17 protein-coding genes are annotated in these 22,070 nt (G+C 63.2%); 7 read left to right on the top strand and 10 right to left on the bottom strand.

Going from position 1 to position 22,070, the window contains the following annotated elements; translation table 11 throughout:
* Window positions 1-751: 751 nt before the first annotated feature.
* Both HV773_RS34135 and HV773_RS34130 read left to right on the top strand, forming a co-directional pair.
* Window positions 752-1,915: a sensor histidine kinase gene (locus tag HV773_RS34135; protein ID WP_175198244.1), complete on the top strand. Its 1,164-nt coding sequence runs from the start codon at window positions 752-754 to the stop codon at window positions 1,913-1,915.
* Complete coding sequence (locus HV773_RS34130) at window positions 1,912-2,526, top strand: response regulator transcription factor (RefSeq protein ID WP_175198243.1); 615 nt, start codon at window positions 1,912-1,914, stop codon at window positions 2,524-2,526. The genes HV773_RS34135 and HV773_RS34130 overlap by 4 nt, the downstream gene beginning before the upstream one ends.
* Here HV773_RS34130 and HV773_RS34125 read toward each other — a convergent pair.
* Entirely contained in the window at window positions 2,523-2,783 is a 261-nt protein-coding gene (locus HV773_RS34125; protein ID WP_343052425.1) for an RNA-binding protein, read from the bottom strand. The genes HV773_RS34130 and HV773_RS34125 overlap by 4 nt on opposite strands.
* A gap of 53 nt (window positions 2,784-2,836) precedes the next feature.
* A complete protein-coding gene (ppk2, locus tag HV773_RS34120; RefSeq protein WP_175198242.1) occupies window positions 2,837-3,658 on the bottom strand; it encodes a polyphosphate kinase 2 in 822 nt (273 codons plus the stop codon).
* A 381-nt stretch (window positions 3,659-4,039) separates the two neighbouring features.
* Here ppk2 and HV773_RS34115 point away from each other — a divergent pair, with 381 nt between their 5' ends.
* From HV773_RS34115 to HV773_RS34105, 3 genes are read left to right on the top strand one after another with little or no spacing between them, the layout of a single operon-like run.
* Window positions 4,040-5,179, top strand: a complete 1,140-nt coding sequence (locus HV773_RS34115) for an efflux RND transporter periplasmic adaptor subunit (RefSeq protein ID WP_377730210.1) — start codon at window positions 4,040-4,042, stop codon at window positions 5,177-5,179.
* 12 nt (window positions 5,180-5,191) lie between these two features.
* Complete coding sequence (locus HV773_RS34110) at window positions 5,192-8,398, top strand: efflux RND transporter permease subunit (protein WP_175198241.1); 3,207 nt, start codon at window positions 5,192-5,194, stop codon at window positions 8,396-8,398.
* 1 nt (window position 8,399) lies between these two features.
* Window positions 8,400-9,929 carry an efflux transporter outer membrane subunit gene (locus tag HV773_RS34105; RefSeq protein WP_175198240.1) on the top strand — a complete coding sequence of 510 codons (1,530 nt, stop codon included), beginning with the start codon at window positions 8,400-8,402 and terminating at the stop codon, window positions 9,927-9,929.
* A 22-nt stretch (window positions 9,930-9,951) separates the two neighbouring features.
* Here HV773_RS34105 and HV773_RS34100 read toward each other — a convergent pair whose 3' ends face one another.
* The 5 genes from HV773_RS34100 to HV773_RS34080 form a co-directional block, all read right to left on the bottom strand.
* Window positions 9,952-10,971, bottom strand: coding sequence for a DUF2955 domain-containing protein (locus HV773_RS34100; RefSeq protein ID WP_175198239.1), 1,020 nt, complete (start codon window positions 10,969-10,971; stop codon window positions 9,952-9,954).
* A gap of 13 nt (window positions 10,972-10,984) precedes the next feature.
* Window positions 10,985-12,115, bottom strand: coding sequence for an HlyD family secretion protein (locus tag HV773_RS34095; RefSeq protein ID WP_175198238.1), 1,131 nt, complete (start codon window positions 12,113-12,115; stop codon window positions 10,985-10,987).
* Window positions 12,112-13,707, bottom strand: a complete 1,596-nt coding sequence (locus HV773_RS34090) for an efflux transporter outer membrane subunit (protein WP_175198254.1) — start codon at window positions 13,705-13,707, stop codon at window positions 12,112-12,114. The genes HV773_RS34095 and HV773_RS34090 overlap by 4 nt, the downstream gene beginning before the upstream one ends.
* A 35-nt stretch (window positions 13,708-13,742) precedes the next feature.
* Complete coding sequence (locus HV773_RS34085; RefSeq protein ID WP_175198237.1) at window positions 13,743-14,846, bottom strand: AI-2E family transporter; 1,104 nt, start codon at window positions 14,844-14,846, stop codon at window positions 13,743-13,745.
* Window positions 14,847-14,968: 122 nt separating this feature from the next.
* Entirely contained in the window at window positions 14,969-15,949 is a 981-nt protein-coding gene (locus HV773_RS34080) for a hypothetical protein (RefSeq protein ID WP_175198236.1), read from the bottom strand.
* A gap of 265 nt (window positions 15,950-16,214) precedes the next feature.
* On the opposite strand from HV773_RS34080, the gene HV773_RS34075 reads away from it, so the two are divergent.
* On the top strand, window positions 16,215-16,967 hold the full coding sequence (locus HV773_RS34075; RefSeq protein WP_175198235.1) for a TerC family protein: 753 nt from the start codon (window positions 16,215-16,217) through the stop codon (window positions 16,965-16,967).
* Window positions 16,968-17,011: 44 nt separating this feature from the next.
* Here the strand turns inward: HV773_RS34075 and glcF are convergent, their stop codons facing one another.
* The 3 genes from glcF to glcD are packed head-to-tail and all read right to left on the bottom strand — an operon-like array spanning window position 17,012 to window position 20,822.
* Window positions 17,012-18,229: a glycolate oxidase subunit GlcF gene (gene glcF, locus HV773_RS34070; protein WP_175198234.1), complete on the bottom strand. Its 1,218-nt coding sequence runs from the start codon at window positions 18,227-18,229 to the stop codon at window positions 17,012-17,014.
* Window positions 18,230-18,240: 11 nt separating this feature from the next.
* Window positions 18,241-19,326, bottom strand: a complete 1,086-nt coding sequence (gene glcE / locus HV773_RS34065) for a glycolate oxidase subunit GlcE (protein ID WP_175198233.1) — start codon at window positions 19,324-19,326, stop codon at window positions 18,241-18,243.
* Window positions 19,326-20,822, bottom strand: coding sequence for a glycolate oxidase subunit GlcD (gene glcD, locus HV773_RS34060; RefSeq protein WP_175198232.1), 1,497 nt, complete (start codon window positions 20,820-20,822; stop codon window positions 19,326-19,328). The genes glcE and glcD overlap by 1 nt, the downstream gene beginning before the upstream one ends.
* 241 nt (window positions 20,823-21,063) lie before the next feature.
* On the opposite strand from glcD, the gene glcC reads away from it, so the two are divergent.
* Entirely contained in the window at window positions 21,064-21,840 is a 777-nt protein-coding gene (gene glcC, locus HV773_RS34055; protein WP_175198231.1) for a transcriptional regulator GlcC, read from the top strand.
* The last annotated feature ends 230 nt before the right edge of the window (window positions 21,841-22,070 follow it).

Below are 22,070 nucleotides of genomic sequence, written 5' to 3'. Positions count from 1 at the left end.
TTACTTCATCGATCTGCATTGGGCAGGCTCATGCTCAAGTGGGTTCGCCGGGCATGAAACAAATGCAGGATGCTCAACGCAAGGCGGAGCACAAGGCGAGGACTAGCAAGCCGACGCCGCCCAGTCATTCCTCGCAACACAAGCAAGCGGGCAGCGCTGTGCCGGCGTCGTCGCCATAAGCACAAAGCGCGTAAATCAATGTGCAATGCATACTGCAGATGGATCGGGAAAAATTGCTGCAACGCGTAATAAAGCTTACAAAAAAATCATTTTTCCCCTTTATAATTTGCGCATGCTGGCTCGAGGTATTAAGCACACGTGCAATTAAGGCGGCGCCACCAAAATTGCACCGGCGCGCATGCTACGCATGTTTCGATACCTCTATTCTCCGCATCCGGGTCGCATAGCTTTACCAGGCATTAAAAACACAGTGGTAGCCGCGGTTGTGAATGCATAAAGCTGTCGCCGTCTGCATGCAGGTAATCGAGAGATCTCGCGCATCCGAGCGTCTGGGGTTCGCGTCCGGCTGCATGGCGTCCGGGGAAGGGCGCTGGCGTATGCCGCAATGTCGCAAACTCAAGACGGGATTGTGCGTTCGGAGGGCACCATGTATGGCCAGAACGCGGAACACGGGAAACGCACTTTTCGGCTGCCAGGTCCGGTGCAAACCGGTGGGGACGTGTTGTTGTGGTTTGCCAGGGTAAAAGGCTACTTTACTCATCGCGCATCGTTGAACAAATCATCACGAGGGATGCCTGCGAAGCGCGATGTCGAACCGGGCGCGCAGCACATGCTTTGCAGCGTGATCGACGTAATGCCGGCCGCTGCGCTGGCGGTCGATGCGCACGGAACCATTGTCTGCGCGAACGCGCGAGCCGCGCTGCTGTTCGGATACGACATGGCGGAGCTGTTCGCGATGCCGGTCGACGTTCTGGTGCTTGCGTCGCAGGACAAGGAGATCGTTTTCCCGGTCGGCCGCTCGTGGGCGAGGCCCGCTGCCGGCAGCACGACGCGTGCGGCCATCGTGCGCAACAAGGCCGGCGAACAGCGCGACGTGCAGGTCACGAGATCGGTTTCGTTTGCAATCGATCGCGCGCAGTATGCGGTGATTGTTATCGAATCGGCTCACGATGCCGCCGCAAGCGCGCCGGAGTCCAGCGTTCAAGGCGACGATCGGGCGCGTCTGCATCACGAACCGGTTTCCGATATCGGCGATATGGCGTCGGCGCTCGCGCATGAGGTCGATCAGCCGCTCACGGCCATTCTCAGCAACGCCCAGGCAGCCCGGCGGTTTCTGTCGAGCACGCCGCCCGACACGGCCGAATTGTTCGAGTTGCTCGAAGAGATCGTGTCCGACAGCACGCGTGCGCACGCCATCATCCGCAAGATGCGGCGCTTCGGCAAACGCGAGCAGACGGAGATGTGCACGATCGACATGGCGAGCCTCGTGCGCGACGTTATGCAACATTTGCACCGCCGGGGCCGGGAGTGCGATGTGTTGCTGAGTTCGCACATCGAGAACGGCTTGCCCTTGCTGCATGGCGATGCGGTCCAACTGCAGCAGGTGCTCGTCAATCTGGTCATCAATGCATTCGATGCCGTGCTGGATGCCGATTCTGGCGAACGCGCGGTGTTCGTCGATGTCGGCGCGATGCCGGGCGGCAACGGAGTGCGCATTGCGGTGCGCGATCGCGGCCGGGGCGTGAGCGACGAGCAGTTAGCGGTCCTGTTCAAACCGTTCTCGACCTCGAAGCCGGACGGCATGGGGCTTGGACTGTCGATCAGCCGGATCATCGTCATGGGACACGGCGGCCGCCTGTGGGCCGAGCGCAATCGCGACCGTGGCATGACGTTCCATATCGAACTTCCCGCAGAGGGCGCGGCCACGAATACTGGCGCGAGCGAACGACCATGAATGCACCCACTTCCGTTGTGTTCATCGTCGACGACGATGATTCGATCCGCCGGGCATTTGCGCGCCTGCTCGGTTCTGCGGGCTATACGGTTCAAACCTTTGGTTGCGCCAACGAGTTTCTCGAGCGCGCCGATCTGAGCAGCGCGCCGGCCTGCCTGCTGCTCGATTTGATGCTGCCCGACCTGAGCGGCATTGCCTTGCAGCAACGGCTGCTCGGCCGCGTGCCGATCATCTTTGTTTCGGGCCACGGCGGACTGCACACCGCCATCGAAGCGATGAAGGCGGGGGCAACGGATTTCCTGGAGAAGCCCGTCGACGAAAGCCTGTTGCTCGAAACGACTGAACGCGCGCTGACACTCGCGCGGCAATTGTTCGAGCAGCGCGCGCAACGCGCTGAAATCCAGCGCCGCGTGGATCAACTGACGCCGCGCGAGCGCGAGGTGATGGCGCTGGTGGTGGCGGGCCGGCCGAACAAGCTGGTGGCGGATGCGCTAGGCGCGGCGGAGAAGACGATCAAGATCCACCGCGCGCGCGTGATGGAGAAAATGCGCGCCGAGTCGCTCGCGGAACTGGTCCGTCTCGCGGACCGTTTGCAGACCCGCAACGCTTAGTTTTCGCTTCTCGTCGGCACGACCTGGACGACGATCGAGCGGTTCTTCCAGAACAGGTTGTGAATGCGCGGCTGAAACGTGCGCAGCGTGTCGGCGTCGATGTTCTCGTAGGTCAGGATCACGGCGGGACGATCGCCGCTGCCGGGCACGTACTGGATCGCGTCGAACGGCGGCAGACCATATTTGCCGAGAAACGCCTTGATCTCTTCCGGCGTGACGTCGGCTTCGACATTTCCAATCCACAATTCGCCCATCATTGGCCTCGCATTGGCTGGGTACCGGTTACGCCCGTTGATGCTGCATCGGGCGCTCAGAACGCTTCCGGCACGTATTTATAACGGTATTCCGGGTCCACGTAGCCCGCCGCCTTCTGTCGCTTCGGCAGGACGATCTTCGAGCGCGGCACGGCCTCATAGGGCACCTGGCTCAGCAGATGTTTGATGATGTTGAGCCGCGCGCGCCGCTTGTCGTCGGAACGCGCGACATGCCACGGCGAAAAGTCGAGGTCGGTCTTCGCGAACATGTCGTCGCGCGCCCGCGAATAGTCGAACCAGCGGCTGTACGAATCGAGATCCATCTGCGAGAGCTTCCAGGTTTTGCGCTCGTCGTGGATGCGGCCTTCGAGACGGCGGGTTTGCTCGTCGGGGCTCACCTCGAGCCAGTACTTGATCAGGATGACGCCCGACCCGATGATGGCTTTTTCCACCAACGGCACGGCCGCCAGAAATTCGTCCACCTGCTTCTGCGTGCAGAACCCCATCACACGTTCGACACCCGCGCGGTTGTACCAGCTCCGGTCGAAGATCACGATTTCGCCGGCCGCCGGCAGGTGGGGCAGGTAGCGCTGCAGGTACATCTGGGTTTTTTCGCGCTCGGTGGGCGCCGGCAACGCCACGATGCGGAACACCCGCGGGCTCACGCGCTCGGTAATCGCCTTGATCGTGCCGCCCTTGCCCGCGCCGTCGCGCCCCTCGAACACGATGCAGATCTTCGCGCCGCTTTTGACGACCCATTGCTGCATCTTGACCAGTTCGATATGAAGCTCGTGCAGCTCCTTCAAATAGGCCTTGTTGCTCATTTTTTCCCCGGAGTTGGCCTCCGTGCTTTTTGCGTCGCTCGAGCGTCGAGACATCGTTTCACTCCCGGGAAAATGGCCAGCGGATGTTCTTCCCATGAGCATGAACCGCAGGTCTGGGGCCGCACCATAAGACCTTGGTCCTATTGAGCCGCGCGACCGGTTGCTTGCAAAGTTCCAGTGTGGCCAGCCAGGTCCAGAATCCAGGACCAAAGTCCGATTGCTGACGGTATCGTGCATTGCCATACTGGCCTCCGGCGATTCAGCGGCAGGCTTGCCGCGCCGCGCAGTTTCCCTGCGCGCGGGCATGACCTGATGGGTACGTTCAAGCACTCTGAGGCAACGATGGCGCGCGCGTGCATGCATGAGAATGAGCCGCTGCAATGGCGACCGGCGCCGGCATCGGCTTGCCGGTCCCGCCCCTTGGGCATGTTCGCGATGGCCTTCGCCATTGCGCTTCTGGGCCTGGTTGACGGGTGCAGCAAGAAAGAGGCCCTTCCGCCGCCCCCCCAGGTGGAGGTCACCGTCACGACGGTGGCGCCGCACGACACCCCTGTGGATTTCGAGTTCACCGCGCAGACCGAGAGTTCGCGCGAAGTCGAGATACGCGCGCGCGTCGACGGCTTCCTCGACCAGCGCATGTACACGGAAGGCCAGATGGTCAAGGCCGGCCAGACCATGTTCCAGATGGACCCCAAGCCGTTCGAAGCGGCGCTGAGAACCGCCAAGGGGCAACTGGCCCAGCAGCAGGCGCGCCTTGAAGTGGCCGAGGCCAATCTCGCGCGCGTGAGACCGCTGGCGGCCGAAAATGCCTTGAGCAAGAAGGATCTCGATGACGCGGTCGGCAACGAGAAGCAGTCGAAGGCCGCGGTGATCGCTGCGCAGGGCGAGGTCGACACGGCCTTGCTCAACCTGAGCTACACGACGATCAAGTCGCCGCTGACCGGACTGTCGAGCTTCGCACGGCAACAGGACGGCAGCTACGTCACCGCGACGCAAAATGGGCTGCTGACCTACGTCTATCAACTGGACCCGATGTGGGTCAACTTCAGCATTTCGGAAAACCAGCAACTGCGCTACCGGGATCAGGTTTCATCGGGGCAGTTGCGTTTTCCCGCGAACAACGCGTTCTCCGTCTCGCTTCAGCTTGCCGATGGTTCGACCTACAAGGGACACGGCAATATCGACTTCGCCAATCCCGCGTTCAACACCGAAACCGGCACGTTTCTCGTGCGGGCGGTGTTCGCCAATCCGGATGGCACATTGCGCCCAGGCCAGTTCGTGCGCGCGCGCATCTCGGGCGCGATCCGCCCCAACGCCATTCTCGTGCCGCAACGCGCCGTGCTGCAGGGCGCGAAAAGCCATTTTGTCTGGGTCGTGGGCAAGGACGGCAAGGCGCGGCAGCGCGTGGTCGAGGTGGGCGAGTGGCACGGCGACGACTGGTTCATCCTCGACGGCCTGAAAGACGGCGAGCGGGTCGTCGTCGATGGCGCGATACGCGTCGTGGCCGACACCCCCGTCAAGATCGTTACGAAGCCCGATCAAGATCAGCAGCCGGCATCAGCTGCAGCCAACTGACGGGACGCGTCGATGAGCATCTCCCACTTCTGCATCGACCGGCCGATCTTCGCTTCGGTCATCTCCATCGTCATCACGCTGGGTGGCGCGCTGACCATGCTGGCGCTGCCGGTCGCCCAGTATCCGGACATCACGCCGCCGCAGATCACGATCAGCGCGACGTATCCAGGGGCGAGCGCGGAGGTGGTCGCCAACAACGTTGCCGCACCGATCGAGCAGCAGGTGAACGGCGCCGACAACATGATTTACATGAACTCGTCGAGTTCATCGACTGGCAATCTGACGATCAACGCCTTCTTCGAGATCGGCACCAACCCGCAGCTCGCGCAGGTCGACGTGCAGAACCGCGTCAATCTCGCGCTGCCGCAACTGCCGCAGTCGGTTCAGTCGCAGGGCGTGCAGGTGCAGAAGAAGTCGTCGGCGTTCATGATGGTGATCGCGATCTATTCGCCCGATGAGCGCTACGACAGCACTTATATTGCGAACTACGCGAACATCTATGTGCTCGATGCGCTCAAGCGCATACCGGGCGCGAACCAGTCGAGCATCTTCGGCACGCCGGACTACGCGATGCGCGTCTGGCTGAAGCCCGACCGCATGGCGCAACTGGGCATCACGGTGGCCGACGTGCAACGGGCGGTGCAGAACCAGAACCAGCAATTCGCGGTGGGGCGTATCGGCCAGTCGCCAACCGGCTCGCCCGTCGAGCAGTCGTTCGCCGTGACCACGCCGGGCCGGCTCGCGCAGCCCTCGGAGTTCGATAACATCATTCTGCGCGCGGCCAGCGAGGGTGCGGCGATCGTGCGGCTGAAGGACGTGGGCCGGGCGGAACTCGGGCAGAAGGACTACTCGATCCGCAGCCGCTACCAGGGCAAGCCGGCCACCATCATCGCGGTCTATCAGCAGCCGGGTGCGAATGCGCTCGACGTGTCGAAACAGGTGAACGCGACGCTCGCAGAACTCAAGCAGTCGTTCCCCGAGGGGCTCGACTACAAGATCGCGATGGACACGACCGAGTTCACGCGCGCTTCGATTTCGGACGTGGTGCACACCTTCTTTGAAGCGCTGGTGCTGGTCGTGATCGTCGTGTACGTGTTCCTGCAAAGTCTGCGCGCGACGCTGATTCCGGTTATCGCGGTGCCGGTGTCGATCGTCGGCACGGCGATGGGCATGGCGCTGCTCGGGTTTTCGATCAACATGCTGACACTATTCGGCATGGTGCTGGCGATCGGCATCGTGGTGGACGACGCCATCGTCGTGATCGAAAACGTCGAGCGCAACATGACGGTCCACAAGCTCGATCCAAAGACCGCCGCCAAGCGCGCCATGGACGAGGTGGCCGGGCCGGTCGTCGCCATCGTGCTGGTGCTGTGCGCCGTGTTCATTCCGGTCGCGTTCGTGAGCGGGATCACCGGGCAGTTGTACAAGCAGTTCGCCATCACCATCGCCATTTCCGTGGTGATTTCGGGCATCGTCGCGCTGACCTTGTCGCCCGCGCTCGCATCGCTGCTGCTCAAGCACAGCCATAAGGAGAAGAAAGGCTTCTTCCGCTGGTTCGAGAACGCGTTCGGACGCATGACGAAGGGGTACGTCAGCACCGTCCACAAGGTCATCCGGCGCTGGGTGCTCTCGCTCGTGTTGTTCGCGGGCATGATCGTCGTCTCGGTCCTGATGATGAAGGCCGTTCCGTCCGCCTTCCTGCCGCCCGAGGACCAGGGCTACCTGCTCGGCGCGGTGACGATGCCCGATGCCGCGAGTCTCGACCGCACGGCGGAGGTCTCGGACAAGGTGGCGGCGTACTTCATGAAGCAGGATGCCGTGAGCGGCATTGCCACCGTCGACGGCTACAGCCTGCTCGACGTGCAGAACAAGAACAACGCGAGCACCTTCTTCGTCGGGCTCAAGGGTTTCGACGAACGCTACTCGGGCGGGCACGCGAAGGAACAAAATGCGCGCGCGGTGCTGGTCAATGCGTACAAGGCGCTGTCGACCATCAAGGAGGGGGTCGTCATTCCGGTCAACCCGCCTTCGATCCCGGGTCTGGGCACCACGGGCGGCACCGAGGTGTGGATTCAGAGCAAAGGCGACGCGACCATCGCGCAACTGGCGGAAGTGGTGCGCCAGTTCATCGCGCGGGCGCGCCAACGGCCCGAACTCGCGCGCGTCACGACCACGTTCAATCCCAATTCGCAGCAACTGCTCGTCGACGTCGACCGCGAGCGCTCCGAAACGCTCGGCGTGCCGGTGGAGGATGTGTACAGCGCAATGCAGACCATGTTCGGTTCGCTGTATGTGTCGCAGTTCAATCGATCGAGCCGGCTATGGCAGGTGATTCTGCAGGCCGATCCGAGCACCCGCCTGAGACCCGACGATCTGGACCGCATCTATGTGCGAAGCAAGACCAACACGATGGTGCCGCTGCGCGCCGTGGCGAATTACCGCTACGTGACGGGACCGGACTTGCTCACGCGCTTCAACAACTTCCCCGCGGTGCTGGTCACGGCCAATGCCGCGCCTGGATACAGTTCGGGGCAGGTGATTGCGGCGCTGGAGGAAATCGCGGCGCAGATGCCGAACGGGTTCGGCGTCGCATGGAGCGGCGAGGCGTATGAAGCGCGCAAATCGGGCGGGACCTCGGGTGCGGTGTTCGTGTTCGGCCTCGTGATGGTGTTCCTGATTCTCGCGGCGCAGTACGAAAAATGGTCGCTGCCGGTTGGCGTGCTGATGGCGGTGCCGTTCGCGCTGTTCGGCGCGTTGCTCGCCATCCTGTTGCGCGGGTTGGAGAACGACATTTACTTCCAGATCGGGCTCACCATGCTGGTTGCGCTGGCTGCGAAGAACGCGATTCTCATCTTCGAGTTCGCGGTGATGAACCGCGAGGGGGGCGCGTCGGTGCTCGACGCAACCATCGTGGCGTCCGAAGAGCGCTTGAGGCCGATCGTCATGACCTCGCTCGCGTTCATTCTTGGCTGCGTGCCGCTCGCCATCGCCACGGGGGCATCGGCCAACAGCCGCCACTCGATCGGCACGGGCGTGATCGGCGGCATGCTCGGCGCGACCGTGATCGCCGTGTTCTTCATCCCGATGTTCTACTACCTGCTCGAAACGCTGTCGTCGCGCAAGAACAAGGGGGCGGCCAAGCCGGACGCGGGTGGTCCGGCCGCAGGCGGGGGCGGGGCGCCCGAGGGCACGCCTTCCGCACCGCGCGAGGGTCGCTGAGATGCGCGCGCCCGCCCGTTTGTCCACCCTGGTGCGCCGGCTCTCGCCGTTGCTGGTATTCACCCTGAGCGCTTGTCTGCCAGGCCCGAACTACGTGCGCCCGAACGTCGAGGTGCCCGCGACCTACCGGTTCGCGAGCGGCGAAGTCGCCGACGTGGCGAACACGGTGTGGTGGGAACAATTCCAGGACCCGGTGCTCGATCAACTGATCAGCACGGCGCTCGAACGCAATCGCGACGTGAAGATCGCCGCCGCCCGCATCGACGAATTCGCCGCGCAGTTGCAGATCACGCGTTCGGCGTTCTATCCGCAGGTGGGCGCGGGCTTCAGCGCGTCGCGCCAGCGCTCGTCGTCGCTGGGCGGCGTGCCGCTGCCCGCGAACGTCGATCCGGTCTACAACCTGTTTTCGCCAACGCTGGCCGCGTCGATGAACATCGACCTGTTCGGCCGCACGCGCCGCCTGACCGAGGCCGCGCGCGCCGAACTCGCGGCGACCGTGGAAGGGCGGCGCGACACCATCCTCACGCTGGTGGTTTCGGTGGCGGTGTCGTACTTCAATCTGCGCAGCCTCGACCGGCAGCTCGAGATTGCGCAGGCCACGGCCACGAGCCGCGCCGAGTCGGTGCGCGTGTTCTCGCTGCGCTTCAAGCACGGGGAAGTGTCGCAAATGGAACTGGCGCAAAGCCAGTCCGAATACGAAGCCGCGCTCGCCACGATTCCTGTGATCGAGATGCAGATTGCCCAGCAGGAGGATGCGCTCTCCGTGCTGCTCGCGCAGAACCCCGGCCCGATCCCGCGCGGGCGCGACCTGCAGTCGATCGAGTTGCCGGCCGTGCCCGCCGGCGTGCCGTCGGACCTGCTGGTCCGGCGTCCCGATCTGCTGGCGGCGGAACAGAGCCTGATCGCGCAGAATGCGCAGATCGGCGCGGCGCGCGCGCTGTACTTTCCGACCATCTCGGTGTCGGGGCTGATCGGCGCGGCCAGTACGGTGTTTTCGAGCTTGCTCACCGGGCCGGCCTATATCTGGTCGGTGGGCGGCGCGATCACGCAGCCGATTTTCACCGGCGGCAACATTACCGGGCAGGTCCATCTGGCCGAAGCGCGTGAGCAGGAAGCGCTCTATACGTATCTTCAGGCGGTGCAGACGGCGTTCCAGCAAGTCGAGGATTCGCTGATCGCGCTGCAGAAGACGCAGACTCAACTGGTCGCCCAGGGCCGGCAGGTCGAAGCCTTGACGACCTATGCGCGGCTCGCGCGCAAGCGTTATGAGGGCGGCTACACGAGCTATATCGAGGTGCTCGACGCCGAGCGCAGTCTTTTCAACGCGCAGCTTACCTATACGCAAACCGAGGCCGCCGTGCTGACGTATTACGTCAGCCTCTACAAGACGATGGGCGGAGGCTGGGTGACGCAGGCCGAACGCATGACGACGCCGGCGCCCGCGAATCCCGCATCGGCAACCCAGGCGCCGCAAGCGCAGCAGGGGCACGCGGCGGATGTGGCGAGCGCCTCGGGCGCCACGGGAGGATAGCGCCACCGGACCGCGCGGCTCCTCAGCCCGCGCCGCGCCGTTGCTCGAAGAGCAGGAGCATCAGGCATGCATAGACCGTGACGACCAGAAAGAGCCCCATGCGCACCGCGAAGGCGGTGTACACGTCCTTGCCGGCTACGCTGTCCTGCACCGACTGCCCGAGCAGAATGATCATGGTGACGAGGCTGTTCAGCCAGAATCCCGGCGAGTAGCGCGTCGGGCTGAGGCGATACAACTTGCGGCCCACCAACAAGCCGAACAGCGCCATCCACAGGAAAAACATCCACAGGTGCACAAAGAGCCTGAGCGAGAACCAGAACGCGATCGCGAGCACGCCGCCCAGCAGCGTCGAGCCGATCAGATCGCGCGCCGCATGGCGGGCCGTCGTGGTGCAGCTTTGCCTGCCGAGGCTGACGGACTTCATGATGATCGGCATGTAGCTGGCCGGATCGGTCATCGCAAGAAGATAGGCCGGCATCACCACGAGCGCGGCGCGCAGTGCAATGCGCCTCGCCTGAGCGTCGGGCAGCGCGCGCGCGGCCGGCGCGCGCGGCGCGTCCGCGGGTTCGGGGAGCAGGCGGTGCGTGAGCGCCGACACCAGCACGGCTAGCAGCAGCCCCTTCGCCAGCGCGCCGATCACCGTCACGGCCAGTTGGAAGTCGCTCGTGCCCGCGGCGGAAATCATCGTTAGTCCCGCCACCAGAAATGTGGCGACCAGATTGTTGCCGCCGCGCAGCCCGTAATGAAAGGCGAGAAAGAGCAGGACGGCCACGATCAGCACGCCCGCGAACGCGTAGTGACGCAGCAGCGGCACCAGCAGCAGGCCGCTGCCGGTGGTGGACGCCACGACCAGCACGAGTATCGTGCCGGTCTTGAGCGACAACGGCCGGGTTTGGGTCGCGAGCAGAAACACGGCGAACACCGGCCCGACCACGGGAATCGGGAAATCCAGCGCGAAACTGATCGCGAGGCACAGCGCCGTGCCGGTGGCGAGGCGCAGCGCACGGAGGCCGGGAAGCTGGAGCCGGTTGGCCGTCGACATGGTCAGTGCATGGTCAGTAAATGTACGAGACCCAGCTCATCACGCGCACGAACACGTGGCCCAGCGGATTGAGCGGATTGGTCTGGGTGGGGAACGCCATCACCTCGGCCTGGCCGCCCACGCGCATGTCGTGCAGACGCGTGCGCTCATTCGGGTCGAACTCGACGATCACCGGAAAGCGTTGCGCGGGCCGCAGCCAGTCGCGGCTGTTCTGCACGGTAGGCAGGCTGCCGGGCGGCGTGCTCTGCCCCGTGCTCACGCCATAGCCGATGCTGCGGATCTTGCCGTGGAAGACTTCGCCCGGCAGCGCGTCCAGCGAGATTTCCACCGGCGTGCCGGGCCGTAGATGGCCGAGATTGTTCTCGGTCATGTCGGCGCTGATCCAGACATCGCGGATCGCAATCAGCGTCATCACCGGACTGCCGGCCGCCGCGAACTGGCCCACTTCCGCGCGCAGATCGGTGATCACGCCGCCCGTGCGGGCCTTGATCCGCGTATCGGCCAGATCGAGTTCCGCTTTCTTCACGGCCGCGGCCGCGCTGCGCAACTGCGCGTTCTGCGCTTCGCTGCCGCCTTGTTGTTCGCGGGCGCGCTCCACTTCGGCGCGCGCGGCCTCCACCTGGCTCTGGGCCTGCTCGTGCGTGGCGCGTGCGACCTCGATGCGGCGCAGCGAAACGGTGCCTTCGTCTTCGCGGTAGAGCCGCTCGAGGCGATCCCTGTCCTGGCGCGCCTTGACTTCGTTCGCGAGCGCCGCCCGCAACGAGGCCAGCGCCGAATCGATGCCGGCCGTGCTCGCGCCAACCTGGCGGCGCGTGGTCTCGTAGTCGGCGCGCGCCCGGTCGACGGCGACACGGTATTGGTCGCCGTCGATTTCGAACAGCACATCGCCGGCCTTGACCTCCTGGTTGTTGTGCACGGCCACGCGCGTGATGCGTCCCGCCACTTCGGCGGCCACCGGCACGACGAAGGCCTGCACGCGCGCCTGCTGCGTATAGGGCGTGAAGCGGTCGGCGAGCAGATACCAGATCAGGCTCACGACGATCAGCCGGACGATCCACTTCAGCGCCTTGCCCGAGGGTTCGGCGGCCGGCTCCTGTGCCTGCGCGGCTTGCGGGGATTCGGGGCTGTCGTTTGCAGGGCTCATCGGGACGCACCTTGGGCGGGAGCGGTGGGGGCAGCGGTGGCTGCGGGGGCGACTGCAGGGCCGACTGCAGCAGGCGCAGAAGCGGCGCTCGCATCGTCGATCAGATCGCCCCAGTCGGTGCGCTGTTGCATTTGCGCGCGGGTCGCGGCGTCGACGAGCGGCTGCGCCGTGTACCAGCCGCCCCCGAGCGCCTTGTAAAGCGCGATCAGACTGCCCACGGCATTGCTGCGGTTGACGATGTAGGCGTCCTGCTGGGTGAACAGGGCGCGCTGCGCATCGAGCACGCGCTGGAAGTCCGAATAGCCTTCGCGGTAGATCGTGTTGGCGAGCGTGAGCGAACGCCGCGCGGCCGTTTGCGCGTCGTTCAGGATGGTTTCGCGCCGCAGCGCGGCGATCAGCGACGTGGCGGCGTCGTCGGCTTCGCGCGCCGCCTCGCGCACGGTGTTCTGGTAGGCGAGCGTCAACTGTTGGAGCCGCGCGTCCTGCACGCGCACGTTGTTGGTGATCCGGCCGTGATCGAACACGTTCCAGGTCACGCTCGGGCCTATTAGCACGCCCAGCGTGTTCGGCGAGCCCGTGAGCGAGCTCGCGCTCCACGACAGCGAACCCAGCAGCGACACCGACGGATAGAAGTCGGCCTCGGCCACGCCAATTTGCGCCGACTGGGCAGCCATCTGATACTCGGCCGCGCGCACATCGGGGCGGCGCAACAGCAGATCGGCCGGCACATCGCTCAGCACGGCGCGGCTCACGAGCGGGACCACGCCTTCCTTGCCAGGCTGCTCGTCGAGTTCCGGCAGCGGGCCGGGCGGCCGGCCCGTCAGCACGGATAGCGCGTGACGCGAGAGCTCGATCTGGCTTTCGAGATCGGGGATGCTGCTCAAGGTGCCGAGGTACTGCGTTTTCGCCTGCTGCAGATCCAGTTCATCGGTCTCGCCGCTCTTGAACAGTTTCTCCGTGATCTCGTAGCTGCGCTTTTGCAACTGCGCGTTCTCGCGCGCGATGCGCAGCCGGGCCTCGGCCGTGCGCAGCGTGAAATACGTATCGGCAAGCTGCGCGTGCAACAGCACGAGCGCGGCCTCGCGGTTGGCTTGCGCCGCGAAGAAGTTGGCGTCGGCCGACTCGATGGCGCGCGCGAAACGCCCCCAGAAGTCGAGTTCCCAGCCGACGCTGAAGCCCGCGCCGTACTGTGCGTAGACGCCAGAGCGCGGGTTGAAGCCGTCCGAGCGCTTGCGCGCCGAGGCGAACACGTCGCCGTTGACCTGCTGCACCTGCGGGTAGCGCCCCGCGAGCGCGATGCCGAGCTGGGCGCGGGCCTCGAGCACGCGCAGGCCGGCTATCTTGATGTCGCCGTTGTTGGCGTCGGCGGCATCCATCAGGCTTTCGAGATTCCGGTCGCCGAAAATCAGCCACCATTGGCGGACGTCGGGCTCGGCGGCTTGCTGCGTGACCTGCTGCGTGACCTGCTCGATCGATGCGCTGGTCCAGTGCTCGCTCCAGGCTTCGTGCTGAGGCTTGAAGTCCGGCCCCACGCGCATGCAGGCGCTCAGGCAACTCATCCCTAGCAGCATCGCCATCGTGATCGGGCGCATGACGGGTAACACGGCTCCCAGTTTCAAGGCTGCGGCTAATCCTGAGCCTGCTGGGACCCTGCCTGTGCCTCTGCCTGGGGCTGTTCCACCCAGCGCCAGAACAGCTGATAGCCGACCGAGAGCAGCACGGGACCGATGAACAGGCCAATCACGCCGCCCGTCACCATGCCGCCGAGCGCGCCGATCAGTATCACGGGCATCGGCACCGCGACGCCCCGGCCGAGCAGCAAGGGCTTGAGCACGTTGTCGGCCAGGCCTGCGATAAAGACATAGACGGAGAAGATGATCGTGGCCGTGTTCGCGCCCTCGGTGGCGATCACGAAGATGATGACGGGCACGGTAATCAGCGTCGCGGGCAGTTGCATGATGCCGATCAGCAGCACGGCGAGCGCGAGCAGGCCGGCGCCGGGAATGCCCATGACGATGAACGCGATGCCGATCAGCAGCATCTGGATGAACGCGATGCCGACGACCCCCTGGGCCACCGCGCGAATGGTGGCCGTGCACAGCTCGGCCACTTTGGGGCCATTGCCCGGGCCGAAGATGCGCGTGGCGATGCGCACGGCGCTGTTGTGCCCCATTTCGCCATACGCCATCAGAATGCCCGCGACGATCAGGGACGCGAAGAAGACCAGCAGCGCCGCGCCCAGGCCGGTCGCCGTGCCTAGCAGGGCGCGACCCGCCTCCTTGATTTGCGGGGTGAACCGCTGCGCGAGGCCGGTGAGGTCGGTGGAGGCCTGGAGCCAGCTCGCGTACACCGTTTTGCCAACCAGCGGCCAGCTGGCGACCGAATCGGCGGGCGGCGGAATGCGCACGTTGCCGGTCTTGAACACGGCTATCGCGTGCTCGATCGAGTCGGCGAGCGCCACGACCAGCATATAGGTCGGCACGAGAATGACCACGAAGGCGACCAGCACGATCAGCGTCGCAATCAGGCCGTCGCGATTGGCGAACCTGCGGCGCAGCCTGAGCTGGAGCGGATAGAGCGTGACGGCGAGGATCAGCGCCCACACCATGAGGTCGAAGAACGGCCGGAAGATCCGGTAACAGAATATGACGAGCACAGCCACGAGGCCGGCGCGAATCAGGACATCGAGCAGCTCTCTGGACAAGACCCGTTGTGCAAGCGGAGTGAGCATTTTTTTCTCCTGTTGCGGAAGCCTTGCTTGCTCAATTGGCGATCCTTCACTATCTGATCGACACCGGGGCGAGGCAATCGGACTTTAGTCTCATATCCTTGACCGAATCAAAAGTGCATCGGTCAAAAGCTCATCGCGAATCCGAATGAAACGCCGTGCACGTTGTGTCCGAACACATAGCGCACCATCGCGCGGGTGCGGGTGATGATGATGGGGTACTTGCTGCTGTCGAGCTCGAGCCCCACGCCCAGCGACGTGAGGTCGTTGAAGCCCAGTACGCCGGCGCTGTCGCCGAAGTAGTGCGAGTAGGCGCCTTCGAGCACATAGCGGATTGGCCGGTCCAGCGCATGCCAGCCGGTCGGCGCGCGCCAGCGGGTCCACAGGCTTACCTGCTGCGCCATCGCCGAACCCTGAACGGCCGCTGACGTGCCGCCGAAACTGCGCAGGTAGATATCGGTGGCCCGTAACTCAGCGTCGATTTCATAATTCTCGCGATAGTGCTCGTAATCGAGCATCAGCGAGCCGCCATAGCCGTACGCATCGAGCGAGCCATTCTGCAGAAACTCGAGGTTGCGGTCGGTGACGTGATTGAAGATCGTCTGTCCGACTTTCAGATCGCTGGAAACGCGCCCGAGCGTGCCGTTCAGGATCGGCCGGAACACCAGCTCGTCGGCGATCCGGAAGTCCCAGCCAATGCCGACCGTGCCGCTGAAGGTGTTCCATTTGGTGGGTATCGCGCGCTGCTGGGCGCCATCGGTCGCGATGAAGACCGGGTCGTAGCGGCTGTAGGCGAGCGTGCCTTCCAGATACAGCGGAAACGACTTGCTGAGCGTGAAGCCCCCGCCGAACTGCGTCTGGCCGAAGCCCGGGTTCCCGGTGGCGCCGCTGTTGACCGAGAGGTTGCTGGTCGTGACGTCGGGAACGGTCGTGTAGCTCATGATGGCGAGCACCGCGTCGGCGTGCTGTTTCACATTGCCGCCAACGACGGTGTTAGCCGGCAACTGGACAGGGGCCGTCTGGGCATACGACTGGCCAGGCAGCAGAACCGCGAGAAAGGAAGCACAGGCCAGGCGCCGCGCCGACCTGGCCGATCTACCCGGCATGAAGGACTCCCGTTGCTGGCGCATCGCTCACCCAGCGTTACAGTCGTCGGCCAGTCGGACGACCGCCAGGGTGCTGTGATCGATAAGCATACGATGTCATGGGCATGTAAGCGTCGGGAAATTGTGGCACGGACATAATCGGTGTTGAAGCACCGGAAAAGTACGACTTTGGTCCCATTGTGCGGTTGCAAAATGCTCCACATACTCGCGTTGGCCGTACGGCCGTTGAATCGATCTCTCCGCTACCCTGGACGGCTCCCCGCGCATGGAAGACCTCGCTGCACTGTTCTCGGACCCCTCAGCTTGGGCGGCTCTTGTGACACTCGTGGTCATGGAGGTCGTGCTCGGCGTCGACAACCTCGTCTTCATCGCGATTCTCAGCAACAAGCTGCCGCCGGAGCATCGAACCCGCACCCAGCGGATCGGCATCGGGCTCGCGCTCGTGTTGCGCCTCGCGTTGCTTGGCGCCGTGGCGTGGATTGCGCAACTGACCCAGCCAGCGGTGTCGCTGTTCGATCATGATTTTTCGTGGCGCGATCTCGTGCTGATCGGCGGGGGGCTTTTCCTCGTCTGGAAAGCGACGAAGGAAATTCATCACAGCGTCTCTCATGACGAAGACGACGAATCGAGTGGCGGCGCGCCGGCCGGCCTCACGGTGCGTGCAGCGATCGGTCAGATCCTGCTGCTCGACCTCGTGTTTTCCGTCGACAGCATCGTGACCGCGGTCGGCATGACCCAGCACGTGGCCATCATGTATATCGCGGTGATCGTGGCGGTTGCAGCGATGCTGTTCGCGGCTGGGCCGCTGACACGATTCATCGAACTCAATCCGACCATCGTCATGCTGGCGCTGAGTTTTCTACTGGTGATCGGCATGACGCTGATCGCCGATGGTTTCGGCTCGCATGTTCCCAAAGGCTATATCTACGCGGCGATGGCGTTCTCCGCGTTCGTCGAAGGCATGAACATGCTGGCGCGGCGGGCGAGGCGGAATCGGCGGCTCAAGCAGGCGGGGTGAGGGCGCTTCGGTGACGCGTAAGCGGAATGTGGCCTGCTCCCCCATCAGGGAACAGCGTTTTCAACCAGTTCAATCCAGTGTCGAACGCGAGTCCGGCCAGCGCCATCGAGATGAGATTGGCATCCAATATTCGCCGTCACGATGAGTTCAGGGTTGCCGCTTTCGAGCGCGTCAAGTTTTCGGTCGCGTAATGCAGTCGAGAGTTCCGGCTGCGTAATCGAGTATGTCCCTGCTGAGCCGCAGCAAAGATGGCCGTCGGGCACATGGGTCAGTTCGTAGCCAAGTCTTTCCAGCAACCCCTCGACGACGCCTCCCAGTTTTTGAGCATGCTGCAGTGTGCAAGGGCAGTGGAAAGCGATCCGCTCGCGTTGGCCGCCACGCAACGCCTCAATGGGTTCCGCACTCAATATCTCGGAGAGGTCGCGTGCCAACTCGCTAACACGCGCAGCCTTCGTGGCGTAGCGTGGGTCGTTGCGCAAGAGATGACCGTACTCTTTCACAAACGCTCCACAGCCACTTGCCGTTTGAATAATCGCTTCGGCGCCAGCCGCGATTGCTGGCCACCAGGCGTCGATATTCCGACGAGCCCGTTCGAACCCGGCTTCCTGTGCATTCAGATGGTAGTCCGTGGCCCCACAGCATCCGCTTCGCGGCGCATCGACGATGCTGATGCCGAGACGGTCGAGCACGCGTGCAGTCGCTGCATTCGTGTTCGGCGAGAGCGCTGGCTGTACGCAACCCTCGAGAATCAGCATGCGCCGGGCGTGTCGTGCCGGCGGCCGAGTCTTCGGCGCGACCACTTCGCAAGGGATTTTCTGTTGAAGTGAATGGGGCAGCAACGGGCGCGCGAGACGGCCAGCTTTCAGCAGCGCTTTGAACACGGCCGGTCGCGGTATGACTTGCCGAAGCCCATGCCGCAATACGCGTTCGCTGGACGGACGCTTCACTCGGCGCTCGAGTTCTGCGCGCCCGATGTCCAGCAGGGCGTGATACGTCACACCGGACGGACAGGTCGTTTCGCAGTTTCTGCAGGTCAGGCAACGGTCGAGGTGAAGCTGCGTCTTCTCGGTGACCTCTTCCCCTTCGAGCAACTGCTTGATGAGATAGATTCGTCCACGTGGACCGTCGAGTTCGTTCCCCAGAACCTGATACGTGGGACATGTCGCGTTGCAGAAGCCACAGTGCACGCAACTGCGGAGAATCGACTCGGCTTCGTCTGCCCGAGGGAGTTTTTTTGCCTGCTCGCTAAGATTGGTTTGCATGGTGTCTCGTGTCAGAGGTCGGCGTACATTCGTCCGGGGTTGAAGATGCCGCGAGGGTCCAACTGACTTTTCAGTGCTCGATGCAGGCGCAACAACGGCGCGGGAAGCGGCATGAAAGGACTCTCAAGTCCATCGAGTTCAGCGTGAAGGGAATAGCAAGTGGCATGGCCGCCGGCCGCCTGAGCGATTGCACGAATCTTCGACGGTGACTCACCGCTCCTTAGCCAGCGTTGCGCACCCCCCCAGTCGAGCAGCACCTCACCTGGCAGCGGCATCAAGTGCGTGGCGGCAGGTAGGGACACTCGCCAGAGTGGGGCTGCACCGTCAAAGAAGGGAAGGTGGCGTTCGCGCAGCCTGGTCCAGAATGCCGGGTCGAGGTCGTCTCCTCCAATCAAGTCGATGGCTGAAGCGACCGAGCCTTCACCGCCTTCGAGGCGCACATGAAAGCGACCATCGACGTGGCAGGCGCCGGTGACCGGTAGCGCGCCGCGTCGCCAGCTCGACAGTTTCGACATGGCATCGCTCGCGCTCATATCCAGCACGATGCTTCGCGCTGCCCGAGGCTTGGGAAGAACCTTGAGCGACACCTCGGTCACTACGCCAAAGCATCCGAAGCTGCCCGCCGCAAGCCGGGCCATGTCATATCCCGCTACGTTCTTCATCACCTCGCCGCCAAAGCGCAGATGCTTCGCCGTCCCGGTAATCAGACGGCAGCCAAGAACGAAGTCACGCATCGAGCCTGCCCAGGGCCGGCGCGGGCCGGAGAGACCGCTCGCGAACGCACCTCCTACCGTTGCGATGCCGTCGTACTCCGGCGGTTCACACGGAAGCATTTGGCCTGCTTTGTCGAGCACCGTCGCAAGCTCGGATACGGGCGTGCCGCAGCGTGCTGTGATAACCAATTCCGTGGGTTCATAGCGAACGATTCCGCTATGGCTGCGAGTGTCGAGCTCGATGGCGCCTTGCGGCGCGGGCCGGCCGAGGCGCGTTTTGCTATTGCCGCCACGAATGGTCAAAGCGGTGCGGGTCAATGCGGCGCGAGCGACTTCATCGACGAGTCGGTCGCTGTCGTCCATTGGAAGCAGGGAAGACACCATCAGAATCGCTCCAGTTCGGGAAACGGCAGGGCGCCGTGATGGACGTGCATCGAGCCGAACTCGGCGCATCGATGCAAGGTAGGAATGTTCTTTCCCGGGTTCAGAAGGCCTTTAGGGTCGAACGCAGCCTTGAGTGCATGGAACAGGCTCAACTCGTCGGCATTGAACTGCGCGCACATCTGATTGATTTTTTCGCGACCAACGCCATGTTCGCCCGTGATGCTTCCACCGACTTTCACGCACAGTTCCAGGATGGCGCCGCCAAGTGCTTCAGCGCGCTCGGTTTCGCCGGCGTTCGCGTCGAAGAGAATCAGGGGATGAAGGTTGCCGTCCCCTGCGTGGAATACGTTTGCCACGCGCAGCCCATATTCCGCGGAGAGTCGCTCAATCCCGGCAAGTACGCCAGGCAACTCGCGCCGCGGGATTGTCCCGTCCATACAGTAATAGTCGGGTGAGATACGGCCGACAGCGGGGAACGCATTTTTGCGGCCCGCCCAGAACCTCTGCCGCTCGGCTTCATCTCGGGCGAGCCTGACGTCGGTCGCGCCTGCGGTGCGCAACAGTGCTTCAACCTTCGTGCAGTCTTCAAGCACGTCGCTTTGCGCGCCGTCTACCTCGCACAGGAGAATCGCCGCTGCGTCGACGGGGTACCCGGCGTGTATGAAGTCTTCTGCCGCTCGAATGGCAAGGTTGTCCATCATCTCGAGCCCGGCAGGAATCACCCCGGCCGCAATGATTTCGGCAACGGCTGAGCCAGCTTGCTCAACGTCGTCGAAGCTTGCCAGCAGCACTCGGGCACTTTGGGGCTTGGTCAGCAGCTTGACCGTTACCTCGACGACGATGCCGAGCATCCCTTCAGAACCCGTAAAGAGCGCCAGTAAATCAAACCCCGGTGAGTCGAGTGCATCCGAGCCGAGCGTGACCGATTCACCTTCCATCGTCAGAATTTCGAGTTTGAGGATGTTGTGAACAGTCAGGCCGTATTTCAGGCAGTGCACGCCACCGGCGTTTTCAGCGACGTTTCCACCAATGGAGCATGCGATTTGGGATGACGGGTCCGGGGCGTAATAGAGGCCGAACTTTGCAGCCGCCTGGGAGATGGCCAGATTCCTCACGCCAGGTTGGACGCGTGCAATGCTCGCTTCCGGGTCGATTTCGAGGATGCTGTTAAAGCGCGCCATCACGAGCAGGATGCCTTTTTCGAGCGGAAGCGCTCCGCCAGAAAGTCCGGTGCCGGCGCCACGCGCCACCACCGGGATGCGGGCCTCGTGTGCATAGCGCAGCAACTTTTCGACTTGGTCGATTGTTTCTGGGAGTGCAACAAGCAGTGGGGTGGTGCGATACGCAGCGAGCCCATCACATTCAAACGGACGCAAGTCCTCGACTTCATACAAGAGCGTCAGGTCCGGGATACGTAGCCGTAATTGCGCGACGACCGCAGTTCTGTCATGGGTGACAAGCGGACCATCGACTGCTTCGTCGTAGCGATAGCTCATGGGATATCTCCTCACCTTGTCCGACGGGTCCCAGCGACCGGTCGGCAAGTGTCTGGGCGCCAATTTTCACTGTGTCGTCCCGCGTTGTCGATGGACATGACATGTGGTCATACCAGTTTTTGAGCGGCGGGAATTTCCATGAATTCAAAGAATCCCAATATTCACGGATAATTGAGGTGTTCTTGTAAGGCAGTCGACTTTGCAAATTTGACTGGTCATACCACTTATCGACGGCGGCAAAATGGCTATTCACGACGGTGTCAACGAAACTTCCGCCCGGCAGGTCGCAGACGTTGTTGCGGAGCAGATTGAGCGTCTTGTCATTGATGGCGTGTTCAAGGCAGGGCAGTCGTTGCCTTCTGAGCGTCGCCTGGTCGAGAAGCTGGGTGTGTCGAGAACGGCGTTGCGGGAGGGGCTAAAGCTGCTGAGAGCACGCGGGATTATCGAAACGGTGCACGGGCGTGGTTCGACAGTAGCCAGCCTCACGGGGAAAACAGAGAATTCGCCGCTCATGTACTTGCTGGGTTCGCAACCTCGTACGCTGTATGAATTGTATGAAGTACGCGGACTGCTTGAAGCTGAGTCCGCACGGCTTGCCGCGCTTCGTGGAACACAAGCCGACTACGTGCTGATCACGCGTCGATACGAGGAGATGGTTGCGGCGGATGGGCCTGACGTCAGCCCATCGACTCATGCGAGGCTCGACCACGCATTTCACCTGGCCATTTGTGAGGCGTCACATAACGCAGTGCTGGTTCACACGCTTAACGTGTTGACGGAGCCGCTTCTAAGTTCAGTTTTTGCTTCGGTGAACAATCTGTACCATCGAGCGCCGCATAAGCGTGTTATCGACCGTCAACATGCGCGCTTATATAACGCTGTCGTAGGAAAACTGCCGGAGCGAGCGCGCAAAGCCGCCGCGGACCACATAAACAGTGTTTGCGCAGCGCTGCGAGAAATTGAGCAAGAGGAGCAGCGACTCGTTCGAGCAACGCTTCGGCTCGAGGGGTGGCAGTGACGTTTGGTCGAAGGGCTAGGGGCAATGCGTGGAGTCGGCGCGAAAGAGGTCCTTCCAGCCGCGAAGACGATTTGCGCGCAGAACGGCTTGCCCGAACGCGCAGCACCGCTCAAGCAATATACTGACCAGTTCAATAAATAGTGCGTATATTGGATCAAGCTGCGTAGCGAACATGCTTCTCCTGAAACAGGTTGCGGATAACATGAGGCTGCTTCTGCCGGCGATGCAGA

Origin of the sequence: Paraburkholderia caffeinitolerans (assembly GCF_902859945.1) — a bacterium.
Classification (GTDB): Bacteria; Pseudomonadota; Gammaproteobacteria; order Burkholderiales; family Burkholderiaceae; genus Paraburkholderia; species Paraburkholderia caffeinitolerans.
Note: the sequence above shows the minus strand (reverse complement) of the source record. Positions and strands in the feature narration are given on the sequence as shown.